Origin of the sequence: Pseudoalteromonas sp. D15MCD-2, from assembly GCF_038562745.1 — a bacterium.
Taxonomy (GTDB): domain Bacteria; phylum Pseudomonadota; class Gammaproteobacteria; order Enterobacterales; family Alteromonadaceae; genus Pseudoalteromonas.
Genome location: NZ_JBCFQE010000001.1, coordinates 2,883,902 through 2,905,977 on the forward strand (window position 1 = coordinate 2,883,902; position 22,076 = coordinate 2,905,977).

Here is a 22,076-nt window from a genome sequence, read left to right on the forward strand (position 1 = left end):
TTGTCTAACTTAGCGCTAAAGTTAAGAAATTCACAGAAATTATCTATTTTTTATATTTTTTAACTTCTTAACTCATAAATAAATATTGCTTCTAGTGCTGTAAACTTGCCATATATATGTCAGGTTTGCTTTAATGCATAGACTTTTTGTTTTCTAAGCAATGACTCTCACTTTTTTAACGGGCAAAAAAATGACATTAAATAAAATTAGCCAAGCACTTATCTTATCAGGTGCTGTTTTCCTTGGTGCATGTTCTGACCAGCAAGCTACCACTTCTCAAACTAAGCCTGCTGCAGAGCAAACAAAGCAAACTACTGAACAAAACAATCCACAACTTATCAATGCTGAGAAAAGCCGCTTAGACATTTACACTGACTTTACGCTTACTTCTGATCTTAGCCACTTAAGCGATAACCAGAAGCAAATGATTGGCAAGTTAATCGATGCTTCAAAAATCATGGATGAGCTATTTTGGCGCCAAGCATTTGGTGAGAGCAAAGACGCTTTCTTAGCAAAAATTAATGATGAAAAAGTTCAGAAGTTTGCAGATATCAACTACGGCCCTTGGGATCGCTTAAACGGTGACCAAGTATTCTTGTCAGGCTATGAAGAAAAGCCTTTAGGCGCTGAATTTTACCCGAGCGATATCACTAAAGAAGAATTAAACAACGCAACCGTGGATGACAAAACCGGTCTTTACTCGGTAATCAAGCGCGATGAAAAAGGCCTTCTTTATAGCGTGGCTTACTCAGTTGAGTACGCACAAGAACTAGAAAAAGCAGCTAATTTATTACGCGAAGCAAGTAAACTGGCTGATGATAAAGAATTTGCTAACTACCTAAGCATGCGCGCAGACGCACTAGTAAGTGATGATTTCCAACCATCTGATTTTGCATGGATGGATATGAAAAATAACCCAATTGACGTGGTTATTGGCCCTATCGAAACCTATGAAGATCAATTATTTGGCTACCGTGCAGCGTATGAATCTTATGTACTAATTAAAGATTTAGCATGGAGCGAGCGTTTAGCTAAATTTGCCGCTTTCTTACCTGAGCTACAAAAAGGTTTACCTGTAGACGAAAAATACAAACAAGAAGTCCCTGGTTCTGATGCTGACCTAAATGCTTACGATGTTGTTTATTACGCAGGCCACTCAAATGCAGGTAGTAAAACAATTGCTATCAACCTACCAAATGATGAGCAAGTACAACTGGAAAAAGGCACACGTCGATTACAGCTTAAAAACGCAATGCGCGCTAAATTCGATAAAATCTTAGTGCCAATTTCAGAGCAGCTAATTGTTCCTGAGCAGCGTAAACACATTACCTTTGATGCTTTCTTCGCAAACACAATGTTCCACGAAGTAGCGCACGGTTTAGGTATTAAAAACACCATTACTGGTAAAGGAACTGTTCGCCAATCATTGCAAGAGCATGCAAGTGCCCTTGAAGAAGGTAAAGCGGATATCTTAGGTCTTTACATGGTTGAACAATTGCTTAAGAAAGGCGAGATCACAGAGGGCACATTAGAAGATTACTACATCACTTTTATGGCTGGTATCTTCCGCTCAGTGCGTTTTGGTGCATCAAGCGCACACGGTAAAGCGAACATGATCCGCTTTAACTTCTTCGCTGAAGAAGGTGCATTCTCTAAAAATGCTGACGGCTTATACAGCGTTAACATGGAGAAAATGAGCCAAGCAATGGAGAAACTATCTAACCTAATCCTTACTATTCAAGGTGACGGTGATTACCAAAAAGTTGATCAGCTAATCGCAACTCATGGCGAAATCAAAGCTGAACTAGCTAAAGACTTAGAAAAACTAAGCCAAGCTAATATCCCTGTTGATGTTACTTTCAAACAAGGTAAAGAAGTATTAGGTCTTTAAGCCTTATTCTCCTTTAATAAAAAAACGCTGCAATTGCAGCGTTTTTTATTGCCTGAAGTCGAGTAAATCACGACTAGTGTGCAACGAAGTTCAAACCATATTTGGAGTTTAGTTCTACAATATCCCCGTTGATCAGCATTTTTTGAAACTCGGCATTAAAAGCATCAATAAATTCATCGAGTTCGCGTTGTTTACTAAAGCCATAGTAGCCCTGATTAACCGTCACCGGCGGCGATAACATAATCACTTTATCTGCAATAGCTAAACTGTCGATGACAGGCTTTGCTGCCCGAGGGTGGGTGAGAATTAAGTCAACTCGGTTATACATCAGCTGTAAAAAACTAGCCCGCACATTGCCCACTTCAGATAGCGATAAATTTGCCTCGTTACGTTTAAATTCAGGGCCATAGTTCCAGCCTCGAATGGTACCAATAATATCTTTTCGTAAACTAGCAAAATTACCAACCCAGGTCACATCATTGTTCTTTTTGGTATATAAAACAATCGGGTCTTCGTAAAAGGGCAAGTCACTAAATTGCATATACTGCTGACGCATAGGGGATTTGTAAGGACCGATAATGGCATCAGCGTGACCTTGCTCTACCATTTTTAGAGCGCGTTTTAGTGGCATGATATCTATAACCAACTCATGCCCTAAACGCCTGCAAATTTCGTGTGCGATATCGGCACCTAAGCCGACCACTGTGCCTTGTTGGTCTTGCTCTAAAATCGCTGGAAAGTGACTACCAACAAAGTAATAACTTTTTGCTAAACAAGAAAAAGAGCTCAGAATAAGCAACACGGCAAACACTGTGTGTTTCATTTATTCCGTACCCCTTCGCGCATCATCCATTTTAGCTTAGTCCAATCTTAGTAGAACAAACAGTTTAAAAGTGCGCTTTTAATACGGCAATTTGTTCGTCTGTATAAGGCACTGCAGGTAATTTCCCCCAGATTGGTGTTGGCCAAGCTGCATCAGTTGTAAAACGCGCAATATGATGAACATGTAATTGCGGTACCATATTCCCTAGTGCTGCTACATTGAGTTTGTCTGGGTTGAATACCTGTTGTAATAATTTACTCAGTTTGCCCGACTCTTGTAATAAGGTAATTTGTAGCTCTTCAGAAAGGTCGATTATCTCTTTAACGCCAGCGACTCTTGGCACTAAAATAAACCAAGGATATTGGCTATCATTCATCAGCAATACTTTACACAATGGCCAATCAGCAAGCTCAATGCAGTCGCGTTGTAGTTCTGGGGCCAAAGAAAACGGCGTATCAGTATTTTTCATCAATAAATCCTTTGATATTGGGTAAACAACCCCTACTTTATAGCATTTTGTTGCAGTTGCCTAAGCTTACCATTACCATCGTGGCAGTTTTTATTCGAGCGAAGGTACTCCTGTGCTAAAAAAAATTAAATCTCTCTCACTTGCTTTGCCAGTGGTGGCAACAGCATTCAGTGTGACCGCTGAACCTCTTACTCTTGAGCGTATTTTTGACGATCCAAGCTTAGCAGGCAAAGCGCCTGTACAACTTAAATTCTCTCCAGACGGAAGTCGTGTTACTTACCTGCAAGGTAAAACCGATGATTACAACCGTTACGACTTATGGGAATACAACTTAAAAGATAACAAAAACCGCTTATTAGTTGACTCTGCTGCGCTATTTTCTGGTCCAGAAAACTTATCTGACGAAGAAAAAGCACGCCGTGAGCGCCAGCGTATTTTTGGTAAAGGGATCTTAGAATATAAATGGTCTAAAGATGGTAAAGCGCTTTTATTCCCACTTAATGGCGACCTTTACTATTATGAGCTTGCTTCAGCTAAAAGCCGCAAATTAACCGACACAGAAGCATTTGAAACCGATGCACGTTTCTCACCTAAAGGGCACTTTGTGTCGTTTATTCGTGAGCAAAACTTGTATGCACTTAACTTAAAAACGGGTCAAGAAATCCAATTAAGTAAAGATGGTGGCGGCGTTATTAAAAACGGTATGGCCGAATTTGTTGCGCAAGAAGAAATGGGCCGTATGACTGGCTACTGGTGGTCTGGTGATGAGTCTAAAATCGCTTATACCCGTGTTGATGAAAGCCCAGTAAAAGAAGCGATCCGTAATGAGATTTACGCGGATGAAGTAAAGCTATTTAATCAACGCTACCCGTTTACAGGTACCGACAACGTTAAAATTCAGTTAGGTGTTGTAAGCATCAACAATCAAAAAACTGACTGGGTTGATTTAGGCGACGAGCAAGATATTTATATCGCTCGCGCAAAATGGTTAAAAGATAACAAAACACTTTCTTATCAGTGGCAAGACCGCTCGCAACATAACTTAGAGTTACGTTTTTATAATAGCGACACTAAAAAACAAACGGTTGCCCTAACAGAAACCAGTGATACTTGGATTAACCTGCACTTTGATTTGCAGTTCTTAAACGATAAAAAACATTTTGTTTGGGCATCTGAGCGCGACGGTTTTAAACACCTTTATTTATACCGCACAAATGGTGAAATGATCCGTCAAATCACCCAAGGTGAATGGGTTGTAGATAGCTTAAAAGGTATCGACGAGAAAAAAGGCATCGTTTATTTTGCAGGTCGCAAAGATACAGCACTTGAGAGCCACCTTTACAGCGTACCGCTATTCAAAAAAGGCGAAATTAAACGCGTAACAGAGCTAGGTGCTTACCACAATGTGGTGATTGCTAAAGATAACAAAACCTTTATCGATAACAGCTCATCAGTGAATAAGCCTGGTTCTGCGGCATTACGTAAAATTAATGGCGAATTTATCACTTGGCTTGAAGAAAACAAGTTAGATAAGTCACATCCATTAACGCCTTACCTAGCTGATTTGATCACGCCTGAATACGGCACGTTAAAGGCTGAAGACGGACAAATCATGCATTACCGTTTATTCAAGCCAACTAATTACCAAGATGGTAAAAAGCATCCAGTTATTGTTAACGTGTATGGCGGCCCTCATGCTCAGCGCGTAACGAACAGCTGGCGTAGTAAAAACTTATACTTCCAGTACATGGCACAACAAGGCTATGTTATTTTCCAACTTGATAACCGTGGTTCATACAACCGTGGTAAAAAGTTTGAAGACGTGATTTATAAGCACTTAGGTGTTGCTGAAGTGGCAGACCAAATCAAGGGGGTTGAGTTCTTACGTACCCTTGATTACGTTGACCCTGAACGTATTGGTATTTATGGCCACAGCTACGGTGGTTACATGGCGCTTATGACTATGTTTAAAGCGGGCGACTACTTCAAAGCCGGTGTTTCTGGTGCGCCAGTAACTGATTGGGCACTTTACGATACTCACTACACTGAGCGTTATGTAGGTCACCCTGCAACTAACGCGAAAGGTTACGAAGCAAGTGCAGTTTTCCCATATGCCGAAGGCTTAAAAGGCCCACTGATGATTTACCACGGTATGGCAGATGATAACGTGTTATTCACTCACGCCACAAAGTTATTCAAACAACTGCAAGATCAAGAAAAGCAGTTCGAAATGATGACTTACCCGGGTTCAAAACACAGTTTACGTGGCAAGAGCGTACAAACGCACTTACACCAAACCATCACAAGTTTCTTCAACCGACACTTTAACGTTGAGTAATCACGTTTAATTTCGGTGACTTAGACTAAAGGCTGATTGTTAAATCAGCCTTTTTTTTGTCTCAATGTATTCTACTATTTAACTAGATTTTCGACCTATTTTAGCTACGCTTAATACATTGCTCCTATGAGCATGACGAAGGAATACACATGAATTTACGCCGTTTTACAATTTTTCAGCGCCTCGCCATGTTAGTGAGTGTGGTCGTGATAGGGCTGATATTTTTGAGCGTCTCGAGCTTAACGCAGCAATACAGCTCGCTAAAGCAAGAGCAATACATTAAGACCCAAAACCTTGTTGAGTCTGCTTACTCTATTATTGAGCATAATTATGAGTTGTTTGAGCAAGGTAAGTTGAGTGAGCAACAAGCCAAACAAGCAGCCCTCGAAACAATTTCTGCACTTCGTTACGACAACAGCAATTACTTTTGGATCAACGATTATCAACCCGTGATGGTCATGCACCCATTTAAGCCCGAATTAAATGGTAAATCGCTAGCGGGCAGTAAAGATCCAGATGGCGTGTTGTTATTTGTCGATATGGTTAATATCGTCAAAAAACAAGGTGAAGGCTTTATTCCCTACAAGTGGCCAAAGCCAGGTAAAGATAAGCCTGTTGATAAAATTGCCTACGTAAAAGGCTTTGATAAATGGCAATGGATTGTAGGTTCTGGTGTCTATATTGATACTATTGAAGAGGCATTCTCTTCGCTACGTAACCATGTGATTATTACCGCGGTAGTGATCATTGCCCTACTGGTTGCGCTAAGCTACCTAATTGCCAATAGCATTCTTCGCCCGACCCAACTTGCCGCAAACATGATGAAAGACATCTCGCAAGGGGAAGGCGATTTAACCCAAAAGCTTGATGAAAATGGTAATGATGAAGTATCTCGTCTATCGCGCTACTTTAACTTGTACACCGCAAAAATGCGTGAGTCACTCAAACATGTTGCCCACAATGCAGAGCAAGTAAATCAGTTTGCCCATAGCGTTGATGATGCGAGTAAAACAAATCACTCTTTTATTGAGCTACAGAACGACAGCTCGACTCAAGTTGCAACCGCAATGGAACAGATGACTCATCAAATTCACGATGTTAGTCAAAATGCCGACCAAGCAGAACATGCCGCCAATGAAGCGGCGCAAAATGCCGAAGCGGGCAAGCAGGTTCTCAACAAGACCATCACCGCCATTGAGACCCTGTCGCATAATATTGAACAAGTGAGTAAGGTAACGGCGGATCTTGCTGCAGAGAGTAACAACATAGGCTCAGTACTTGATGTTATCCGTAGCATTGCTGAGCAGACCAACTTACTGGCACTCAATGCTGCCATTGAAGCGGCTCGTGCTGGTGAACAAGGGCGAGGCTTTGCCGTAGTGGCTGACGAAGTGCGTACATTAGCAAGCCGTACAGGTAAAAGTACCGACGAAATTCAAGCCATGATCAGTAAACTACAAACCGGCGCACAAGCTGCTGTTGATGCTGTATCGGCAAGCCAACAGTTATCAACTGAAACGGTTTCACAAGCAGGTGAAGCAAATAGCTCGCTGAGTGAGATTGAGCGACTTGTCTCTATTATTAAAGATATGAACAGCCAAATCGCCCGCGCTACCGAGCAACAAACTAGCGCAGCAGATGAGGTTAATTTACGGATTAATGAGCTTTCACAATCAACTGAGCAATCACTGTCGAATACCGAAGGGCTTTCGACCGCCAGTGAAAACTTAAAGCAAAGCTCACAAGCGTTAAGTGATGTCGTTAACCGCTTCAAGCTCGATTAACGCCACAAAAAAGCCCCGCACTGCTGTGCGGGGCTTTTCAAACTAAAAACTTATAGCTTTTAGCTTATAAACAATAACGAGCGAATAAGCTGCTTACTGTTGCTGCGGTAGGCTTACCATGTTGCCAATCACCGCCTTCTACGCCGCTACCTGCGATGTCCATATGAACATACGGTAATGGTTGCGCTGATTCAGTACCATGTTTATCTAAACCACCTACAATCGCTAAGAATGCCATTGGGAACTGGTGACCACGAGCTGTCACTGCAGAAGCAGCATTGTTACTTGATAAAACATCGTCAGCTAACGTGCGAGGACGAATGAAGTCATAATCTTCACGACGGCTACGAGATACTTCGGCGCCATCTGCCCATAAATCGCCTAAGTCAGCAATTTGGCGCGAAATTTTCGCTTCGCGAGCTGGACCATTTTCAACATACGCACTGTAAGGACCCATCGCACGTGCTGCGTGGCCTGTTAGTGTTGCAACAGTGAATAGCTCTGGATTCACTTCGTTTAAAGCACGATCTTTCATTTCGCTTAATAGGTCACCCATTGCTAAACGGCCTTCAGCATCGGTATTACCGATACGTACACGTACACCTTCACGGCTGGTAATGATTTCATCAGGAACAAAACAATCAGAACCAATTGAGTTACGAACTACGGCTAAGTAAGCAATCACTTTTACGCCTTTTGGTGCAAAGTCAGCCACTGATTTCATAAAGCCAGCAACAGAAGCTGCACCGCCTTTATCGCGGCTCATACCTGCCATAAAGCCACCCACTTTAAGGTCTGCACCACCGGTATCGTAAACTAAACCTTTACCAACAAACATTAAGGTACGCTCAACGTCGCCTTCAGGCACGTATTCTAGTTTCACAACACGTGGGTGATGACGCTCAACAGCGTAAGATGCGCGCGCTACGGTGCTCATCATTGGGTAATCTTTATCGATAGTGTTGATATCTGAAATCACTTCAACAGACACCTTGCTACCCGCAAATAACTCAACGCAGTAATCAGCAAAACGTGGTGGTGCCATACGCTCAGGTTCTGTACCACATAAATCACGTGCAGCGTATTGACCCGCAGCAATAGCATTAAGCGCTTTGCTCATTGCCTCATCTGCACCCACTAGGCTAATTTGGCTAATTGGTTCAATCGCTTGGCCGTGGAACTCACGTGCCTCAAGTGGTTGCCAAAGCGCTTGGCAAGCACCTAAATAAGCCACTTCAAGGGCATGCTTGTAACGGCTATCTTGATTTACGTTAGCAAGTAAAATTGCAGGCTGAGTGCTACCCGATGCTTTCGCCTCTAGTACACCTTGCTTCGCTGCATCAAAGTAACGACGTACATCATCATAATCACGATTTAGAGGGCCTGTAGGCGCTAAAATAACGCGTTTAGAATCAATAACAAGTAATGTCACTTGTTTGCCAATACGTGCGTCTACAGCTTGTTGAGCGCTAATAGCTTGGCTTAAGCTTGCATCTGCTAAAGAAGAAAAATCATCACCGATAATAATCAATGCATCGTGATTTGCATCCGCTAATTGCGGGGCTGCAACTGCATGAGGGTATGCCATAAAAAAGGTCCTGCTGTTAGAAACATAGGACCTTATTATCATTGATTTAGAGCGCTATTGCCAGCCAAGTAAGACAGCTTACGATATGGCTGGCAAGCTAAGTTTACTGCTCTGTAATGTGTGCTGAGTCTTTACGATGCTTAACAATCACAGACCAAGCTTCAAGCATAACCAGTACGCTCACAACCAGTACTAACAAATCAAGTGTCACCAGTAACCAGTTACCTTGTTGGTAGTACTCGCCCAGTTTAATAACCCCAGCAAAGAACGCCATAACTAATACAAAACTCATTGGGATCAAGGTGTATTTAGCTGGGCGATTCGCTTTAATTAGCATTACCGAGATAACCAGTAGGGTTAAGCTGGCTAAGATTTGGTTAGTCGAACCGAATAATGGCCAAATGATCATACCGCCGCTACCGTCAGCGCCACCAGCACCAAAGGCAAGCAGTAAACAGCTAAGCACTGCAATGAGTGTAGCTACAATACCATTACGAATGATGCTGATATTATAAATATCACCCCACTCTTGGATGATATAACGCTGCAGGCGTACGCCAGAGTCCATGGTAGTCCCCGCAAACAATACCACCATTACGGCAAGTAAGGTTGATGCCACCTCTTGTGAGATACCCCAGCCACTTTCAATTAAGTTAGCGCCACCATTAATAAAGGCACTCACACTACCGGCGCCTAAGTGACTGTAAATTTCGTGCCATTCTTCAGGTGATACTGCAAGTGCAACACCACTTACTGCAACTAGTGTAATAAGCGCAAGCATACCTTCACCTACCGCACCTAAGTAACCCACAAAGCGACCATCAGTTTCTTTGTTCAACTGCTTAGAGCTGGTACCTGAAGACACAATACCGTGGAAACCCGATACCGCACCACAGGCTATGGTCACAAATAGCAATGGAATAATACTTGGTGTATCTACCGCAGTTTGAGTATTAAACGCAGGGGCTGTGATATCCGGCATTGACACAAACACCGCACCATAAAGCAGTACTAATCCCACTAATAACTGCATACCGTTGATGAAATCGCGAGGCTGTAACAGCATCCACACAGGCAATAATGAAGCAATGGCTGCGTAGATAAATAAGATGATGATCCAGTTCGCATTCGCACTTAGACCAAACATTTCATCTGGTAATGAAATTGGCATACCACTACCAAGGTAAATGGTGTAATAAAGAATTCCCACACCAACTAAACAAAGCGGAATTAACGACACTTTACGGCGTAGTAACTGGCCAATAACTAAGGCCACAACAATCGCTGACCAAGCAGGGAATACCGCGTTAGGTTGCGATACAAATGATTTGGCAATCACCACACCAAATACCGCATTCACCATCAACAATACTAAGAACACCACAATCATAAATAATGCACGGGTGCGTTTACCAATTACGCTTTCAGACAAAGCGCCCATTGATTTGCCTTTGTTACGCGCACTGGCCCATAGAGCGCCCATGTCGTGAACACCAGCAAAAAAGATAGTACCAAATACCACCCACAGTACCGCAGGCACCCAGCCCCAATATACGGCAATGGCAGGGCCAACAATTGGCGCAGCACCTGCAACAGAGGTGAAATGGTGGCCCCATAACACAACTTTGTTAGTTGGCACATAATCCACACCATCCTCAAGTTCATGAGCGGGTGTGACAAAATTATCATCCATTTTAAATATTTTTTCGGCGATGAATTTCGAATAAAAGAACCATCCGAACAACATACCGACTATTCCGAGCAGCACGATTACGACCGATTGCATAGTCATCTCTCTTATTAAGTTATAATGTTGTCTAAGGTGTTGAACTAGGCAGGCCTAGCACCCCAACTAGACACTAACAAACTTTCAAGCACCAAGGTGTTAACCTTTAGTCTAATATACTTAGCTGAAAATGCTCGTGAGCCTGACTCTTTATTCCGACACCTATTCCTAACAGGCGTACGGGCTGGTTGTTACCGCGCTCATAAGCTTTACTCATTAACTCAGTAAAAATGCGTTCGTCTAATTGATGGTGGCTTTGATCGGCACTGGTCACGACAAAATTGGCAAACTTGACCTTCACAGATAACTTATTGATGCGGTTGTTTAATTGCTGTTTATCAAGACGGCGAGTTAATTCATCCATCAAGCGGGGTAACTGGCTTAAACACTCATCTAAATTATTTTTGTTGTATTCATAGGTGTGCTCAACACTGAGCGACTTTCGTACTCGCTCAGTTGACACTTTGCCAACGTACTCGCCTGCACACTTTTGATATAAAGACACGCCAAAATTACCAATATGCTGCTGCATCCAATTTACCCCTTTCGCGCGCACATCAGCCCCTGTGTAAAGCCCTTTAAGTTGCAGCTTTTCTAATGTCACCTTGCCAACGCCAGGGATTTTGCCAAGCGGTAAACTCGCCAAAAAGTCATCAACTTGATCGGGCAATACCACAAACTGACCATTAGGCTTGTTTTCATCGCTGGCAATTTTGGCAATAAACTTAATTGGCGCGACGCCTGCTGAGGCTGTTAGTCCGGTGGTGTCATAGATTTCTTGGCGGATTTGCTCCGCCATCAGTGTTGCACTGCCTTTGCACGCAGTACTGTCGGTTACATCAAGGTAGGCTTCATCTAACGATAACGGCTCAATAAGGTCGGTGTACTTTGCAAAAATGGCGCGAATTTGCGTGGAGATTTCTTTATAAACCTGCATTCGTCCGGGAACGATAACCAGATCGGGGCACAGTTGTTTGGCGTGATAGTTCGACATCGCCGAGCGCACACCATATTTACGGGCAATATAATTAGCAGTTGAAAGCACCCCGCGACGACTATTACCACCTATAGCCAGTGGCACATTGGCAAGCGCGGGGTTATCACGCATCTCAACGGCTGCATAAAAGCAGTCCATATCGATGTGAATGAATTTTTTCATCAGGAATACAACAACTGTTTATATATACAGTTATTATATTTAAACTTCCTGAGAGTGCAAGCTAAGAGGTTTGGCTTGTTTGTTGGTTTGGTTTTTTACGGCTAATAAGCCGTGAACCAAATAACCAAAACGCGGCTTCGAATAACAAGCCCACGACAATTAAAGCGATAAATCCTGACATTGTGCCCATGCTATAACAGAGCAAAGCTAGAGCTAGCAAGATGAAAAGTGCAATCCACTTTATCACCCTCAAGGTTAGTTGCTGCATAATTAAGGTCCTTTAATGTGTGTTCATTTTGCTCACACTTTACGTAAGCGTGAACTTATAAATCTAGCACAATCTACTGAGTTTTCTAATTTCCTTGAGCTAAAAGCAGCATATTGCTAACCTAAGTTTTCTCACAATCAACGAAGATTTACTATGCAATCGTTTATAGAACAACACCCTATCAGAACAAAAATTAATGTTGCATGGGGTGAAATGGATGCCCTGCAGCACGTCAATAATGTGGTGTATTTTCGCTACTTTGAAACAGCCCGTATCGATTTCTTTACTCAACTGGGTTTCCTTAAAGATTTACAAGTAACAGGTGTTGGTCCGGTGATCAGCGAAAACAATGCCCGCTATAAACGCCCTGTAACATTTCCTGATACTGTGCATGTTGGTGTAAAGATTAGTGACATTGAACAAGATCGTTTTATGATGCATTACACTGTATTTAGTGAAAGCCAGGACGCAGTAACAACCATTGGCTCATCACAAGTGGTTATGTTTAATTTTAAAACGGGTAAAAAAGCTCAGTTAAATAATGAGTTATTAACTGCACTTAGAGCCCATTCTAGCGATTAACAAGGATCTATTATGCTTTATAGCCCACTTGGTCGAAGTGGTATTGAAGTATCTCGTGTCTGCTTAGGTAGCATGACATGGGGTATGCAAAACAACCAAGCCGATGCCGATGAACAAATCGCCTATGCATTAGATAAAGGCGTTAACTTTATTGATACTGCCGAAATGTATGCCGTTCCCCCTTCTCCAGACACCTACGGTAAGACAGAAGAGATCATCGGTAATTGGTTAGCGCGTAATAAAGACAAACGCGATGATCTTGTCATTGCCACTAAAATTGCGGGTAACGGCTTACCTTGGGTACGCGATGCAGGCGATATTACTCGCCAAGCAGTGGTTGAAGCCGTTGATGCATCTCTTAAGCGCTTACAAACTGATGTTATCGATTTATACCAATTACATTGGCCTAACCGTACATCACCACACTTTGGTAAACAGTGGCCAGGTAAAGTGTGCTTCTCTGAGACTGATACTGAGCAAAATATTGCTGGCATGTTAGATATTCTTGAAGGTCTGAATGACTGTATCAAGGCTGGTAAAATTAAGCACTGTGGTTTATCAGACGATACACCTTGGGGCATCAGCCAGTACCTGCGCTTAAGTGAGCAGCATAACCTTCCGCGCATGGTATCGATTCAAAACGAATTTAGTTTATTGCACGCCAAAGATTGGCCCTATTTGATTGAACAATGTATTCATGAAGATATTGCTTACCTACCTTGGTCACCGCTAGGTGGCGGCATGCTAAGTGGTAAGTACTTAAATGGTGCTCGCCCTGAAGGTAGCCGTTGGACGCTAGTGCAGCGTAATGGCCTATTTAGAGACACAGCACAATCACGTGCTGCGATTGCTGAATATGTTGAAATTGCTAACGCCTTTAATTTAACACCTTCACAACTTGCATTGGCTTGGTGTGATCAAGTGGATGGAGTAAGCTCAACAATTATTGGGGCAACATCAATGGCGCAGTTAAAAGAAAATATCGATGCTTTCTCAGTGCAATTAAGCGATGAAGCCAACGATAAAATCGCTGACGTATTTACCCGCTATCCTATGCCTTTCTAGTTAATCTTCGAAAGTATAAGTGAGTCTACCCTCAGTAGGCTCACTAACACTAATTCATCATTTTTCCGTTCCACCTACAAGTTTACCCATACTTTGGTGTATAGTTATTCATAACATTTCACTATGTAGGTTGTTAATGAGTAAATACATAAAACAAGTATTATGTGTGGTTGCAGGGATGTTGCTAGCCCCAATTACTCATGCCTCCGACCAGCTCTCTATTACCTGGCTTGAAAATGATGGTAAGCCATTCTTTATCGAGAAAAGTAGCACCACCTCTCATGGTGGGCTATGCAATGAAATTACCGATATGTTGATTGAAGCATTACCTGACATTAACCACAGCAAAGTGATGTTGCCGCAAAAACGTGGCAGTAAATATCTCGATGACGGACATATGGCATGCTATGCATGTATGATCCATCGTGATAAAAAAACCAACCGTGCTACTTACTCAATCCCAACCACAGTGTACCCCCCGTTTAGCGTATTAAGTACCGAAGAAAAAACACTAAAAATTAAGCAAAAACACGGTAATCCTGTATCACTGATTTCTTTATTCACAGATGCCAACTTTATTTATGGTCAAAACGATGCACGTAAATTTGGCAGTAAATTGGATAAGATAGCGAAAAATACCAAGCTTTACGAAAGTGCAGCACTAAGTGGTAATGGCAGTAGTCCAAATTTTGCTTTGCTATCACAGCTAGAGCATGGCTACATTGATTACACCATTGATTACCCATTTGTAGCTGATTATTACAACCAACAACACCAAAAGAATATTCAAAAGCTTACTATTGTTAACCCAGCCCAGAATGTGGTTTTTGGTGCCATAGGCTGCTCGACAAGCGCACCTAATAATTATGCCGAAAAAGTGCTAGCAGAAATTAATGAAGCACTGAAAAACAAGGTATTACCAAGTGAGAGATACCAGCAAAGCCAACGAGTTTGGCTCAAACAAAGCTTTCCTGAGTTTTCATCGTATTATCAGCGCTACATTTTAGACCCGCTTAAAGAGCCTGCCATTGATGAGATAACAACTCCTGCTGACCATCCATAAGTGTTACAGCAAAGGTTGAATTAGCGACAACCTTCCCTACTCCTTCAGGCGTGCCAGTCATAATGATGTCGCCATCTTCTAGGTCCATAAATTCACTGATTTCAGCTAAGATTTGCTCTGCGTTATGCAGCATTAACTTTGTATCGCCTAGTTGGGTGTCTTTACCATCAATCTTTAGACTAAATTGATAGTGTAAGTTGGAATTAACGACAACAAACTCAGTAAAAAGCGCAGAACCATTAAATGCTTTTGCGCGCTCCCAAGGTAGGCCTTTTTCTTTAAGCGTGCTTTGTAGGCCTCGCTTGGTTAAATCAAGCCCAAGCCCGACCGCAGCCAGTTGCTTATTTTTAACTAAAAAACAAAGCTCAGTTTCGAAGTGGAGTGCCTCACCTAAGTGTTCACTATTGAGGGAATCGGTGATAGCACTATTTGGTTTTGCAAACAGCACCATACTTGTAGGCGTTTCGTTGTTAAGCTCTGCAATATGCGCTGCATAATTACGGCCAACACAAATGATTTTGCTTGGGGTAAACAGACCTTCATTCCATTTCACTGATTGCACGAAAATACCTCTTGTTTTAACAAATGTAAAAAACTCTCATTTTCTAATTTTAGCTGAAAGACGTTGCTTTTGTACCTAAAAAAATAGAAAGTTTTTGATGAAATATTTCCCATAATAACATAAACATAGATATTACCTCTGATCTTGAACCGTTATTTATGTTGACGATTGTTTTACTTTCTAATAACTTAATGTAAGCGGTTACATTTATAAAATCGGGTTCGGCGATTTTTTTTGAAAGAAAATGTAAGCGCTTACAAAAATAGACAACAACATAAAATAAAACCAAATCTGGAGATTTGCATGAACCACACACTTTTCAAGAAAAAGCAGCTTGCTATTAGCCTGTCTATGGCAATGGGTCTAAGCGCGCTAGTTCCTCACTCAGCTGTCGCCGAAGAACAGCCCGACAAAGCAAGTGATATTGAAGTAATACAAGTATCAGGTATTCGCGGAAGCCTAGTAAAATCAATGGATATCAAACGTCAATCTGCGGGTGTTGTAGATGCAATTACCTCTGAAGACATTGGTAAATTCCCTGATACCAACCTAGCTGAATCTTTACAACGTATTACCGGTGTGTCTATTGACCGTAGTAATGGTGAAGGTAGCAAAATTACGGTTCGTGGTTTTGGTCCTGAATTTAACTTAGTAACCCTTAACAATCGCCAAATGCCAACAACTGGCGGTCGTTCATTTGATTTTGGCGACATCGCAACAGAAAGTGTAAGCGGTGTTGAAGTATATAAAACAGCGCGTTCTGATATCCCTAGCGGTGGTATTGGTGCAACAGTTAATATCACCACAGCTAAACCTCTTTCTAACCCTGGTTTACACGCTTCGATTGGTGCAAAAGCAGTTCACGACACATCAAACGAAACAGGTGATGATGTAACGCCTGAGTTATCAGGTATCTACAGCAATACATTCAACGATGACAAATTCGGTATTTTAATTTCAGGCTCAGTTCAAGAGCGTGACAACCGCGAACAATCAATGGCGGTTGATAACTGGATCCCAAATGTTGATATTTCATCGTCTCCTGATTTAGCACTGACAGATAACAACCAACGCGCTGATGGCGCAACCTGGTATCCGCAAAATGCTGGTTATGCATTTTCAGACAATTCACGTAAACGTACCAATGGTCAACTTGTGCTGCAATACGCACCGAATGACCGCATTACTGCAACCGTTGATTACACTTACTCAAAGCTAGAGTTTGAAAAAGATGGCCGTAGCTTTGGTGTGTGGTTCAACAATGGTGGTAATGTTAGTGCAGCAACTATCAATGAAAACGGTACTTACACGCAAGTAACTGAAATTGGTGGTGACTACTCAACAAACTTAAACCGCGGTGCAACAACTAACGAAAATAAATCACTTGGTTTAAACATTGATTGGCAGGTAACAGACAATTTAAACATCGAGTTTGATGCTCACAACTCATCAGCTGAAAGTGCCGGTGTGGGTATCGGCCATGATGCGTTTATGATTATTGGTAACACATCATGTTCATGGTGTGAGAACCCAACAGTTAATATCGACGAAAAAATGGCTGACTTCAGCAAAGGCGAAATTCCGCTTATCGATATGACATTAACCAATGGCCAAGCAGAAATTTTACCGAGCGACATGGGGACCCTTTTCGCCGGTGTAAACAAAGACACTAACACCAACGATCTTGACCAATATCAGCTAAAAGGTACGTGGTATAACGAAGACAGCGGCGCCCTATCAAGCATTAACTTTGGCGTATCACACACAAAAATTGATTTCCGTACAACAACAGCCTACTCAGGTCAGCTTGCTGCTGGTTGGTGGTTAAACTCTGCGGATTGGTACGATGACAGCATGTTCACTCGTGTCGATAGCTCAGGTTTACTTGATGGCTTCTCTGGTGGTGGTAGTGATAAGCTATTGAATTACTACTACGATGCTGATTTTGATGACATTGTCGCGATTGCCGAAAGTATTGACTGTGATCACCCAGATGGCGGTATTGGCGCATGTAGCTGGCCTGCTGATGTAAACGGCATGGTGCAAGCGGGTCCAATCGATGACGATCACCGTGTAAGCGAAGAAACAACTGCGGTATACGCACAAGCTAACTTCGAAACAGAATTTAACGGTATGCCAGTGAACATCACTGCGGGTTTACGTTACGAATCAACAGATGTTACAGCAAACAGCTTAGAGCGTCCTGCTGTTGCAATGGAGTGGGTTAACGGTAACGAATGGTCTTACATTTACGCTGATGAACGTTCATTCTCAAACGGTGAAGGTAGCAGCAAAGAGTTTTTACCTAGCATTGATATGAACATCGAAGTAGTTGAAGACGTTATTGCACGTTTCTCTTACAGCCGCAGCCTTGCTCGTCCTCCTGTTGGCGCGCTTCGCTCAACAACGTCATTCTTAGGTAACCCGAAAGTGGGTCAACGTAAAGTGGCTGTGGGTAACCCGAACTTAAAACCTTATACTTCAGATAATATCGACCTGTCACTTGAATACTACTACGGTGAAGGCAGCTATGTGTCTGCTGGTTACTACCGTAAGCAAGTTGATAACTTCCTTGTAAATATCACAACCGAAGAAACGATTGACGGTATTACAGACCCATTTATTGGTGATCGTGCAGAGCAAGCGCGTGAAGATTTAGCAGCAGCGGGTGAGCAACCATCTGACCAAGCTATTCACGATAAGATCAACGAAAACCAAGGCACAGAAGAAGGCACGCCTATCGTTGGTAACGATACAGATCCACTGGCAAGCTTCTTCGTATCGCGTGATAACAACGTTGAAACAGCAAACCTATGGGGCTGGGAACTAGCAGCGCAACATATGTTTGGTGAAACAGGCTTTGGTATTGCCGCTAACGCGACATTCGTATTTGGTGATGTTGAAGCAGACCGAGATGCTATCGGCTATCAATTTGCCCTACCGGGTTTAAGTGATTCAGCTAACTTCTCTGCGATTTATGATTTAAATGGTTTATCGGCTCGTATTTCTTATAACTGGCGTGATGAGTTCTTAACTGGCTTTGACCAACATGCTTCACCTATCTTTACTGAGTCTTATGGCCAGTGGGATATCAACGTGAACTATTCTGTTAATGAGAACCTAACGGTGTTTGTTGAAGGTCTAAACCTGACTGATGAAACGCAACGTACTTACGTTCGTTACTCTGAGCAGCTGTTACGTGCAAACCAATACGGTGCGCGCTACAACATCGGCTTCCGCTACTCGTTCTAGCATTTTGTTGTCAAAAAAAGCCGCTCAACAGCGGCTTTTTTTTTCGTATTTATGCTAGTTTGTCTACATAGCATTTGAGATGGCCTTAAACATGCAAAAGAATGAAGTAAAAAAAGTCGTCATTTTAGGTGGTGGAACTGCAGGTTGGTTGTCTGCAGGTTTAATTGCTGCCCAGCCCCATTTAACTCACAACGCACAGATCACCCTGATTGAGTCGCCCGATATTGCCACCATTGGTGTCGGTGAAGGTACTTGGCCAACCATGCGACAAACCTTAAAAACCATCGGCATTAGCGAAAGTGAATTTATTCAACGCTGTGATGCATCTTTTAAACAAGGCTCACGCTTTGATGGCTGGTGCGACGATGAAGGCGACGCACATTATTACCACCCGTTCAGCTTACCGGTGGCATATCAGCAATTAAATATTGCACCTTACTGGTTTGCCAACAAAGATGCCGTGAGTTTCAGCCACGCAGTGGCAAGCCAAACCTACTTATGCGATCACCATAAAGCACCGAAAAACCACTTGCATAGCGCCTATCAAGGTGAAGCAAACTATGGCTATCATTTAGATGCCGGTAAGTTTGCCATGCTGCTACAACAGCACTGCACGACCAATCTAAACGTTGAGCATATAGTCAGTCATGTTGAAAGTATCAATAGTGATGAAGATGGCTATATTAGTTCATTGCAAACCCGCGATCATGGCACTATTGCGGGTGATTTATTTATTGATTGCTCTGGCACCCACGCAAAGCTGTTACATCAACATTACGGGATAGAGCTAATTGAGCAACACGATGTGTTATTTAACGATCGAGCCGTTGCCGTACAGGTGCCCTATTTAAACCCGCAGCAAGAGCTCCTTTCTTATACCAAAGCCACTGCGCAAGATGCCGGTTGGATTTGGGATATCGGCTTACAAAGCCGCCGTGGTCTAGGTATGGTGTACTCAAGTCGTTTTGCCAGCAGCGAAGATGCGAAACAAGCGCTTAGCCACTACATTGCAAAAACCCAGCCCGGCACCGCGCAAAATGAACTGACATTTCGTGAAATCAGTTTTACGCCCGGCTATAGACGCCGTTTTTGGTATAAAAACTGTTTAGCTATTGGTATGTCTGCAGGCTTTATTGAACCACTTGAAGCCTCAGCGTTAGTCATGGTGGAGCTTGGCCTGAATAACTTACTTGCTAATTTCCCAACACATCGTGCTGCAATGCCGACACTGGCAAAGCGGTTTGATGAGCAGTGCCATTATCGCTGGCAACGTATCATTGAATTTTTAAAGCTGCATTATGTGTTGTCAAAGCGCACTAGCCCCTATTGGCAAGCCCATAAAGAGGCAAACTCAATCCCTCTGCAACTTCAAGAAAACTTAGCACTTTGGCAATATCAAAGTCCGTGGTTAAACGACTTTGACCGCGCTCAAGAGGTCTTCTCTGCAGCCAGTTACCAGTATGTACTTTATGGAATGAAGCAATTGCCACAATTTCCTGTACTTGCAATGCCAGCGGCAATTATTGAGCATTTTAGTGCTAACCAACAACAAGCCAAACGCGGATTACAACAACTACCCACTAACCGCGAGCTGTTAAATCATATTCAGCAATTTGGTATACAACCTATTTAATCTCAGTATTAGGAGGCCCAATGGCCAATCATGTCTTACTTGATAACATCAGCCATAAAGACCTAAAAGTGATCACCACACGCGGTGCTAACTGGGGCGACAATATTAGCTGCGCTACCGTATTTCCAAGTGAGTTTGCTAAAGTTCAAGCAAATCAACCTATCGTATTTCGTAAGCACCCGCAAACAGGTCAATTCGAAGCCCTCGCTTTATTTGGTTTTGAAAATGGCGAGAACTTGCTGCTAAACGAGCAAGGCGAATTACAACTGAGTTACTTACCACTAAGTATGCAGCGCCAGCCATTTTTAATTGGCCAACAAACCCAGTATAACAATGGTATTCCTGAGCAATCTCTGGTGGTACATATTGATTTAGACAGCCCACGCATAAGTACACGTGATGGCGAAGCCATTTTCCTTGAACATGGTGGAAATAGCGAATACTTAAATCATATTGCTCAAGTACTTAACGCATTACATCAAGAACACCAAACAATTAATCAGTTTTTTGAGCGTTTGCTTAGCGTTAATCTACTCGAAGCTTTTAGTCTTGAATATGCAGATAAAAATGGCGAAAAAGTCACAGTGAGCGGCTTTTATACCATTAACCAACAGGTACTCAATGGCTTAACCGCTGAACAACTTAAGCAGTTACAACAGCAAGGTGACCTACAAGCTGTTTATATGGTGCTGGCATCAATGGAGCACATTCCTCATTTGCTTAATAAAAAATGGGCTCAACAGTAATGTTTGCGGCTGCACCAATAAAAGAATGCCAGGCTTCAAGCATTACTGATCTAAAAGCGTTTTTAGCTGAGCTAACTGAGCCACTGGTCATCAGAGATCTCTGCGCTAATTGGCCCCAAGTCATTGCCGCTAAACAAGGTTCTAAAAACGCCTTAGACTATCTTTTAGGGCTTGCTAATACCGCCCCAGTACGCAGTTTTAGCAGCCAAGCAATTCATCAGGGACGCTATTTTTATAACGCTGATTTCTCGGGGCTTAATTTTTCACAGCACGCCGATAACCTACTTTCTGTGCTGCAAAAATTAGCACTAACACTCACACAAACCGACAGTGATTCACTGTATATGGGCTCTACTGCTGTGGAGTATTGCGCTCCGAGCTTTAGTGTTGAAAACCCATTAACAGTGACCGACTATAACTGCCTAACCAGCCTCTGGGTGGGAAATCATAGTCAGATTGCGGCTCACTATGACAACGCCGATAACCTAGCTTGTGTTGCTGCAGGTGAGCGTACGTTTACTCTATTGCCAACTGATCAGGTCAATAATCTTTACGTTGGTCCACTCGAATTTACACCCGCTGGGCAAGCGGTTAGCTTGGTTGATTTTAATAACCCCGATTTCAGCCGCTTTCCACGCTTTAAAGAGGCTATAGCAAAGACGCAATCGGCAACTCTTGGCCCTGGCGATGCTATTTATATTCCAGCGCTTTGGTGGCATCAGGTTAGCGCAACCAGTCCGTTTAATGTGTTGGTGAACTATTGGTGGCGACAGGCCCCAGAGTATTTAGCAAACCCATTTGATGCCATGCTGCACAGTATGCTGGCAATTAAGGACTTGCCAAACGAGCATAAACAGAAATGGCAGCAACTCTTTAATCATTATGTGTTTGCTGATGATGTGGATTTAGCAAGCCACGTTGCTGAGCCTGCGCAAGGGATATTAGCGGATATCGACGAACTAACAGCCAGAAGAATAAGACAGCTATTACTACAAAAGCTCAACCGATAGAATGAACCAAAAGCCAGCGGATGCAACGAGTTCGGCGAAGCATCTGCAGGCTCTTGG

General features: G+C 42.7%; 16 protein-coding genes. 10 read left to right on the plus strand and 6 right to left on the minus strand.

What is annotated here, in order from left to right; all coding sequences use genetic code 11:
* Positions 1-190: 190 nt before the first annotated feature.
* Positions 191-1,891, plus strand: coding sequence for a dipeptidyl-peptidase 3 family protein (locus AADY36_RS13295; RefSeq protein ID WP_342409070.1), 1,701 nt, complete (start codon positions 191-193; stop codon positions 1,889-1,891).
* 73 nt (positions 1,892-1,964) lie between these two features.
* Here the strand turns inward: AADY36_RS13295 and AADY36_RS13300 are convergent, their stop codons facing one another.
* Positions 1,965-2,714, minus strand: a complete 750-nt coding sequence (locus tag AADY36_RS13300; protein WP_342409071.1) for a substrate-binding periplasmic protein — start codon at positions 2,712-2,714, stop codon at positions 1,965-1,967.
* Between the two features lie 64 nt (positions 2,715-2,778).
* On the minus strand, positions 2,779-3,183 hold the full coding sequence (locus tag AADY36_RS13305) for an HIT domain-containing protein (RefSeq protein WP_063702220.1): 405 nt from the start codon (positions 3,181-3,183) through the stop codon (positions 2,779-2,781).
* A 112-nt stretch (positions 3,184-3,295) separates the two neighbouring features.
* On the opposite strand from AADY36_RS13305, the gene AADY36_RS13310 reads away from it, so the two are divergent.
* Together AADY36_RS13310 and AADY36_RS13315 are read left to right on the plus strand one after the other, a co-directional pair.
* On the plus strand, positions 3,296-5,521 hold the full coding sequence (locus tag AADY36_RS13310) for a S9 family peptidase (RefSeq protein WP_287202002.1): 2,226 nt from the start codon (positions 3,296-3,298) through the stop codon (positions 5,519-5,521).
* 149 nt (positions 5,522-5,670) lie between these two features.
* Entirely contained in the window at positions 5,671-7,305 is a 1,635-nt protein-coding gene (locus AADY36_RS13315; RefSeq protein ID WP_342409072.1) for a methyl-accepting chemotaxis protein, read from the plus strand.
* A gap of 64 nt (positions 7,306-7,369) precedes the next feature.
* Here the strand turns inward: AADY36_RS13315 and AADY36_RS13320 are convergent, their stop codons facing one another.
* The 3 genes from AADY36_RS13320 to dinB form a co-directional block, all read right to left on the minus strand.
* Positions 7,370-8,893 carry a M17 family metallopeptidase gene (locus AADY36_RS13320; protein WP_342409073.1) on the minus strand — a complete coding sequence of 508 codons (1,524 nt, stop codon included), beginning with the start codon at positions 8,891-8,893 and terminating at the stop codon, positions 7,370-7,372.
* 103 nt (positions 8,894-8,996) lie between these two features.
* Complete coding sequence (locus AADY36_RS13325; protein ID WP_054552592.1) at positions 8,997-10,679, minus strand: carbon starvation CstA family protein; 1,683 nt, start codon at positions 10,677-10,679, stop codon at positions 8,997-8,999.
* Positions 10,680-10,785: 106 nt separating this feature from the next.
* Positions 10,786-11,838 carry a DNA polymerase IV gene (gene dinB / locus AADY36_RS13330; RefSeq protein ID WP_063529048.1) on the minus strand — a complete coding sequence of 351 codons (1,053 nt, stop codon included), beginning with the start codon at positions 11,836-11,838 and terminating at the stop codon, positions 10,786-10,788.
* Between the two features lie 421 nt (positions 11,839-12,259).
* On the opposite strand from dinB, the gene AADY36_RS13335 reads away from it, so the two are divergent.
* The 3 genes from AADY36_RS13335 (at position 12,260) to AADY36_RS13345 (ending at position 14,816) form a co-directional block, all read left to right on the plus strand.
* Complete coding sequence (locus tag AADY36_RS13335; protein WP_342409074.1) at positions 12,260-12,688, plus strand: acyl-CoA thioesterase; 429 nt, start codon at positions 12,260-12,262, stop codon at positions 12,686-12,688.
* A gap of 12 nt (positions 12,689-12,700) precedes the next feature.
* The gene (locus AADY36_RS13340) at positions 12,701-13,753 is read left to right on the plus strand and encodes an aldo/keto reductase (protein WP_342409075.1); all 1,053 of its coding nucleotides are present in this window, start codon (positions 12,701-12,703) and stop codon (positions 13,751-13,753) included.
* 136 nt (positions 13,754-13,889) lie between these two features.
* Positions 13,890-14,816, plus strand: a complete 927-nt coding sequence (locus tag AADY36_RS13345; RefSeq protein ID WP_055022153.1) for a hypothetical protein — start codon at positions 13,890-13,892, stop codon at positions 14,814-14,816.
* Here AADY36_RS13345 and AADY36_RS13350 read toward each other — a convergent pair.
* Positions 14,767-15,378: a fumarylacetoacetate hydrolase family protein gene (locus AADY36_RS13350; protein ID WP_055022154.1), complete on the minus strand. Its 612-nt coding sequence runs from the start codon at positions 15,376-15,378 to the stop codon at positions 14,767-14,769. The genes AADY36_RS13345 and AADY36_RS13350 overlap by 50 nt on opposite strands.
* Before the next feature lie 303 nt (positions 15,379-15,681).
* On the opposite strand from AADY36_RS13350, the gene AADY36_RS13355 reads away from it, so the two are divergent.
* The 4 genes from AADY36_RS13355 to AADY36_RS13370 all read left to right on the plus strand — a co-directional run bounded on the left by AADY36_RS13355 (position 15,682) and on the right by AADY36_RS13370 (position 22,019).
* A complete protein-coding gene (locus tag AADY36_RS13355) occupies positions 15,682-18,630 on the plus strand; it encodes a TonB-dependent receptor (RefSeq protein ID WP_054562683.1) in 2,949 nt (982 codons plus the stop codon).
* A 91-nt stretch (positions 18,631-18,721) separates the two neighbouring features.
* A complete protein-coding gene (locus tag AADY36_RS13360; protein ID WP_055197841.1) occupies positions 18,722-20,263 on the plus strand; it encodes a tryptophan halogenase family protein in 1,542 nt (513 codons plus the stop codon).
* A 20-nt stretch (positions 20,264-20,283) separates the two neighbouring features.
* Positions 20,284-21,009 (plus strand): SapC family protein, encoded by a 726-nt coding sequence (locus AADY36_RS13365; RefSeq protein WP_055197729.1) that lies wholly within the window; start codon positions 20,284-20,286, stop codon positions 21,007-21,009.
* Positions 20,994-22,019 (plus strand): cupin-like domain-containing protein, encoded by a 1,026-nt coding sequence (locus AADY36_RS13370; RefSeq protein WP_342409076.1) that lies wholly within the window; start codon positions 20,994-20,996, stop codon positions 22,017-22,019. The genes AADY36_RS13365 and AADY36_RS13370 overlap by 16 nt, the downstream gene beginning before the upstream one ends.
* The last annotated feature ends 57 nt before the right edge of the window (positions 22,020-22,076 follow it).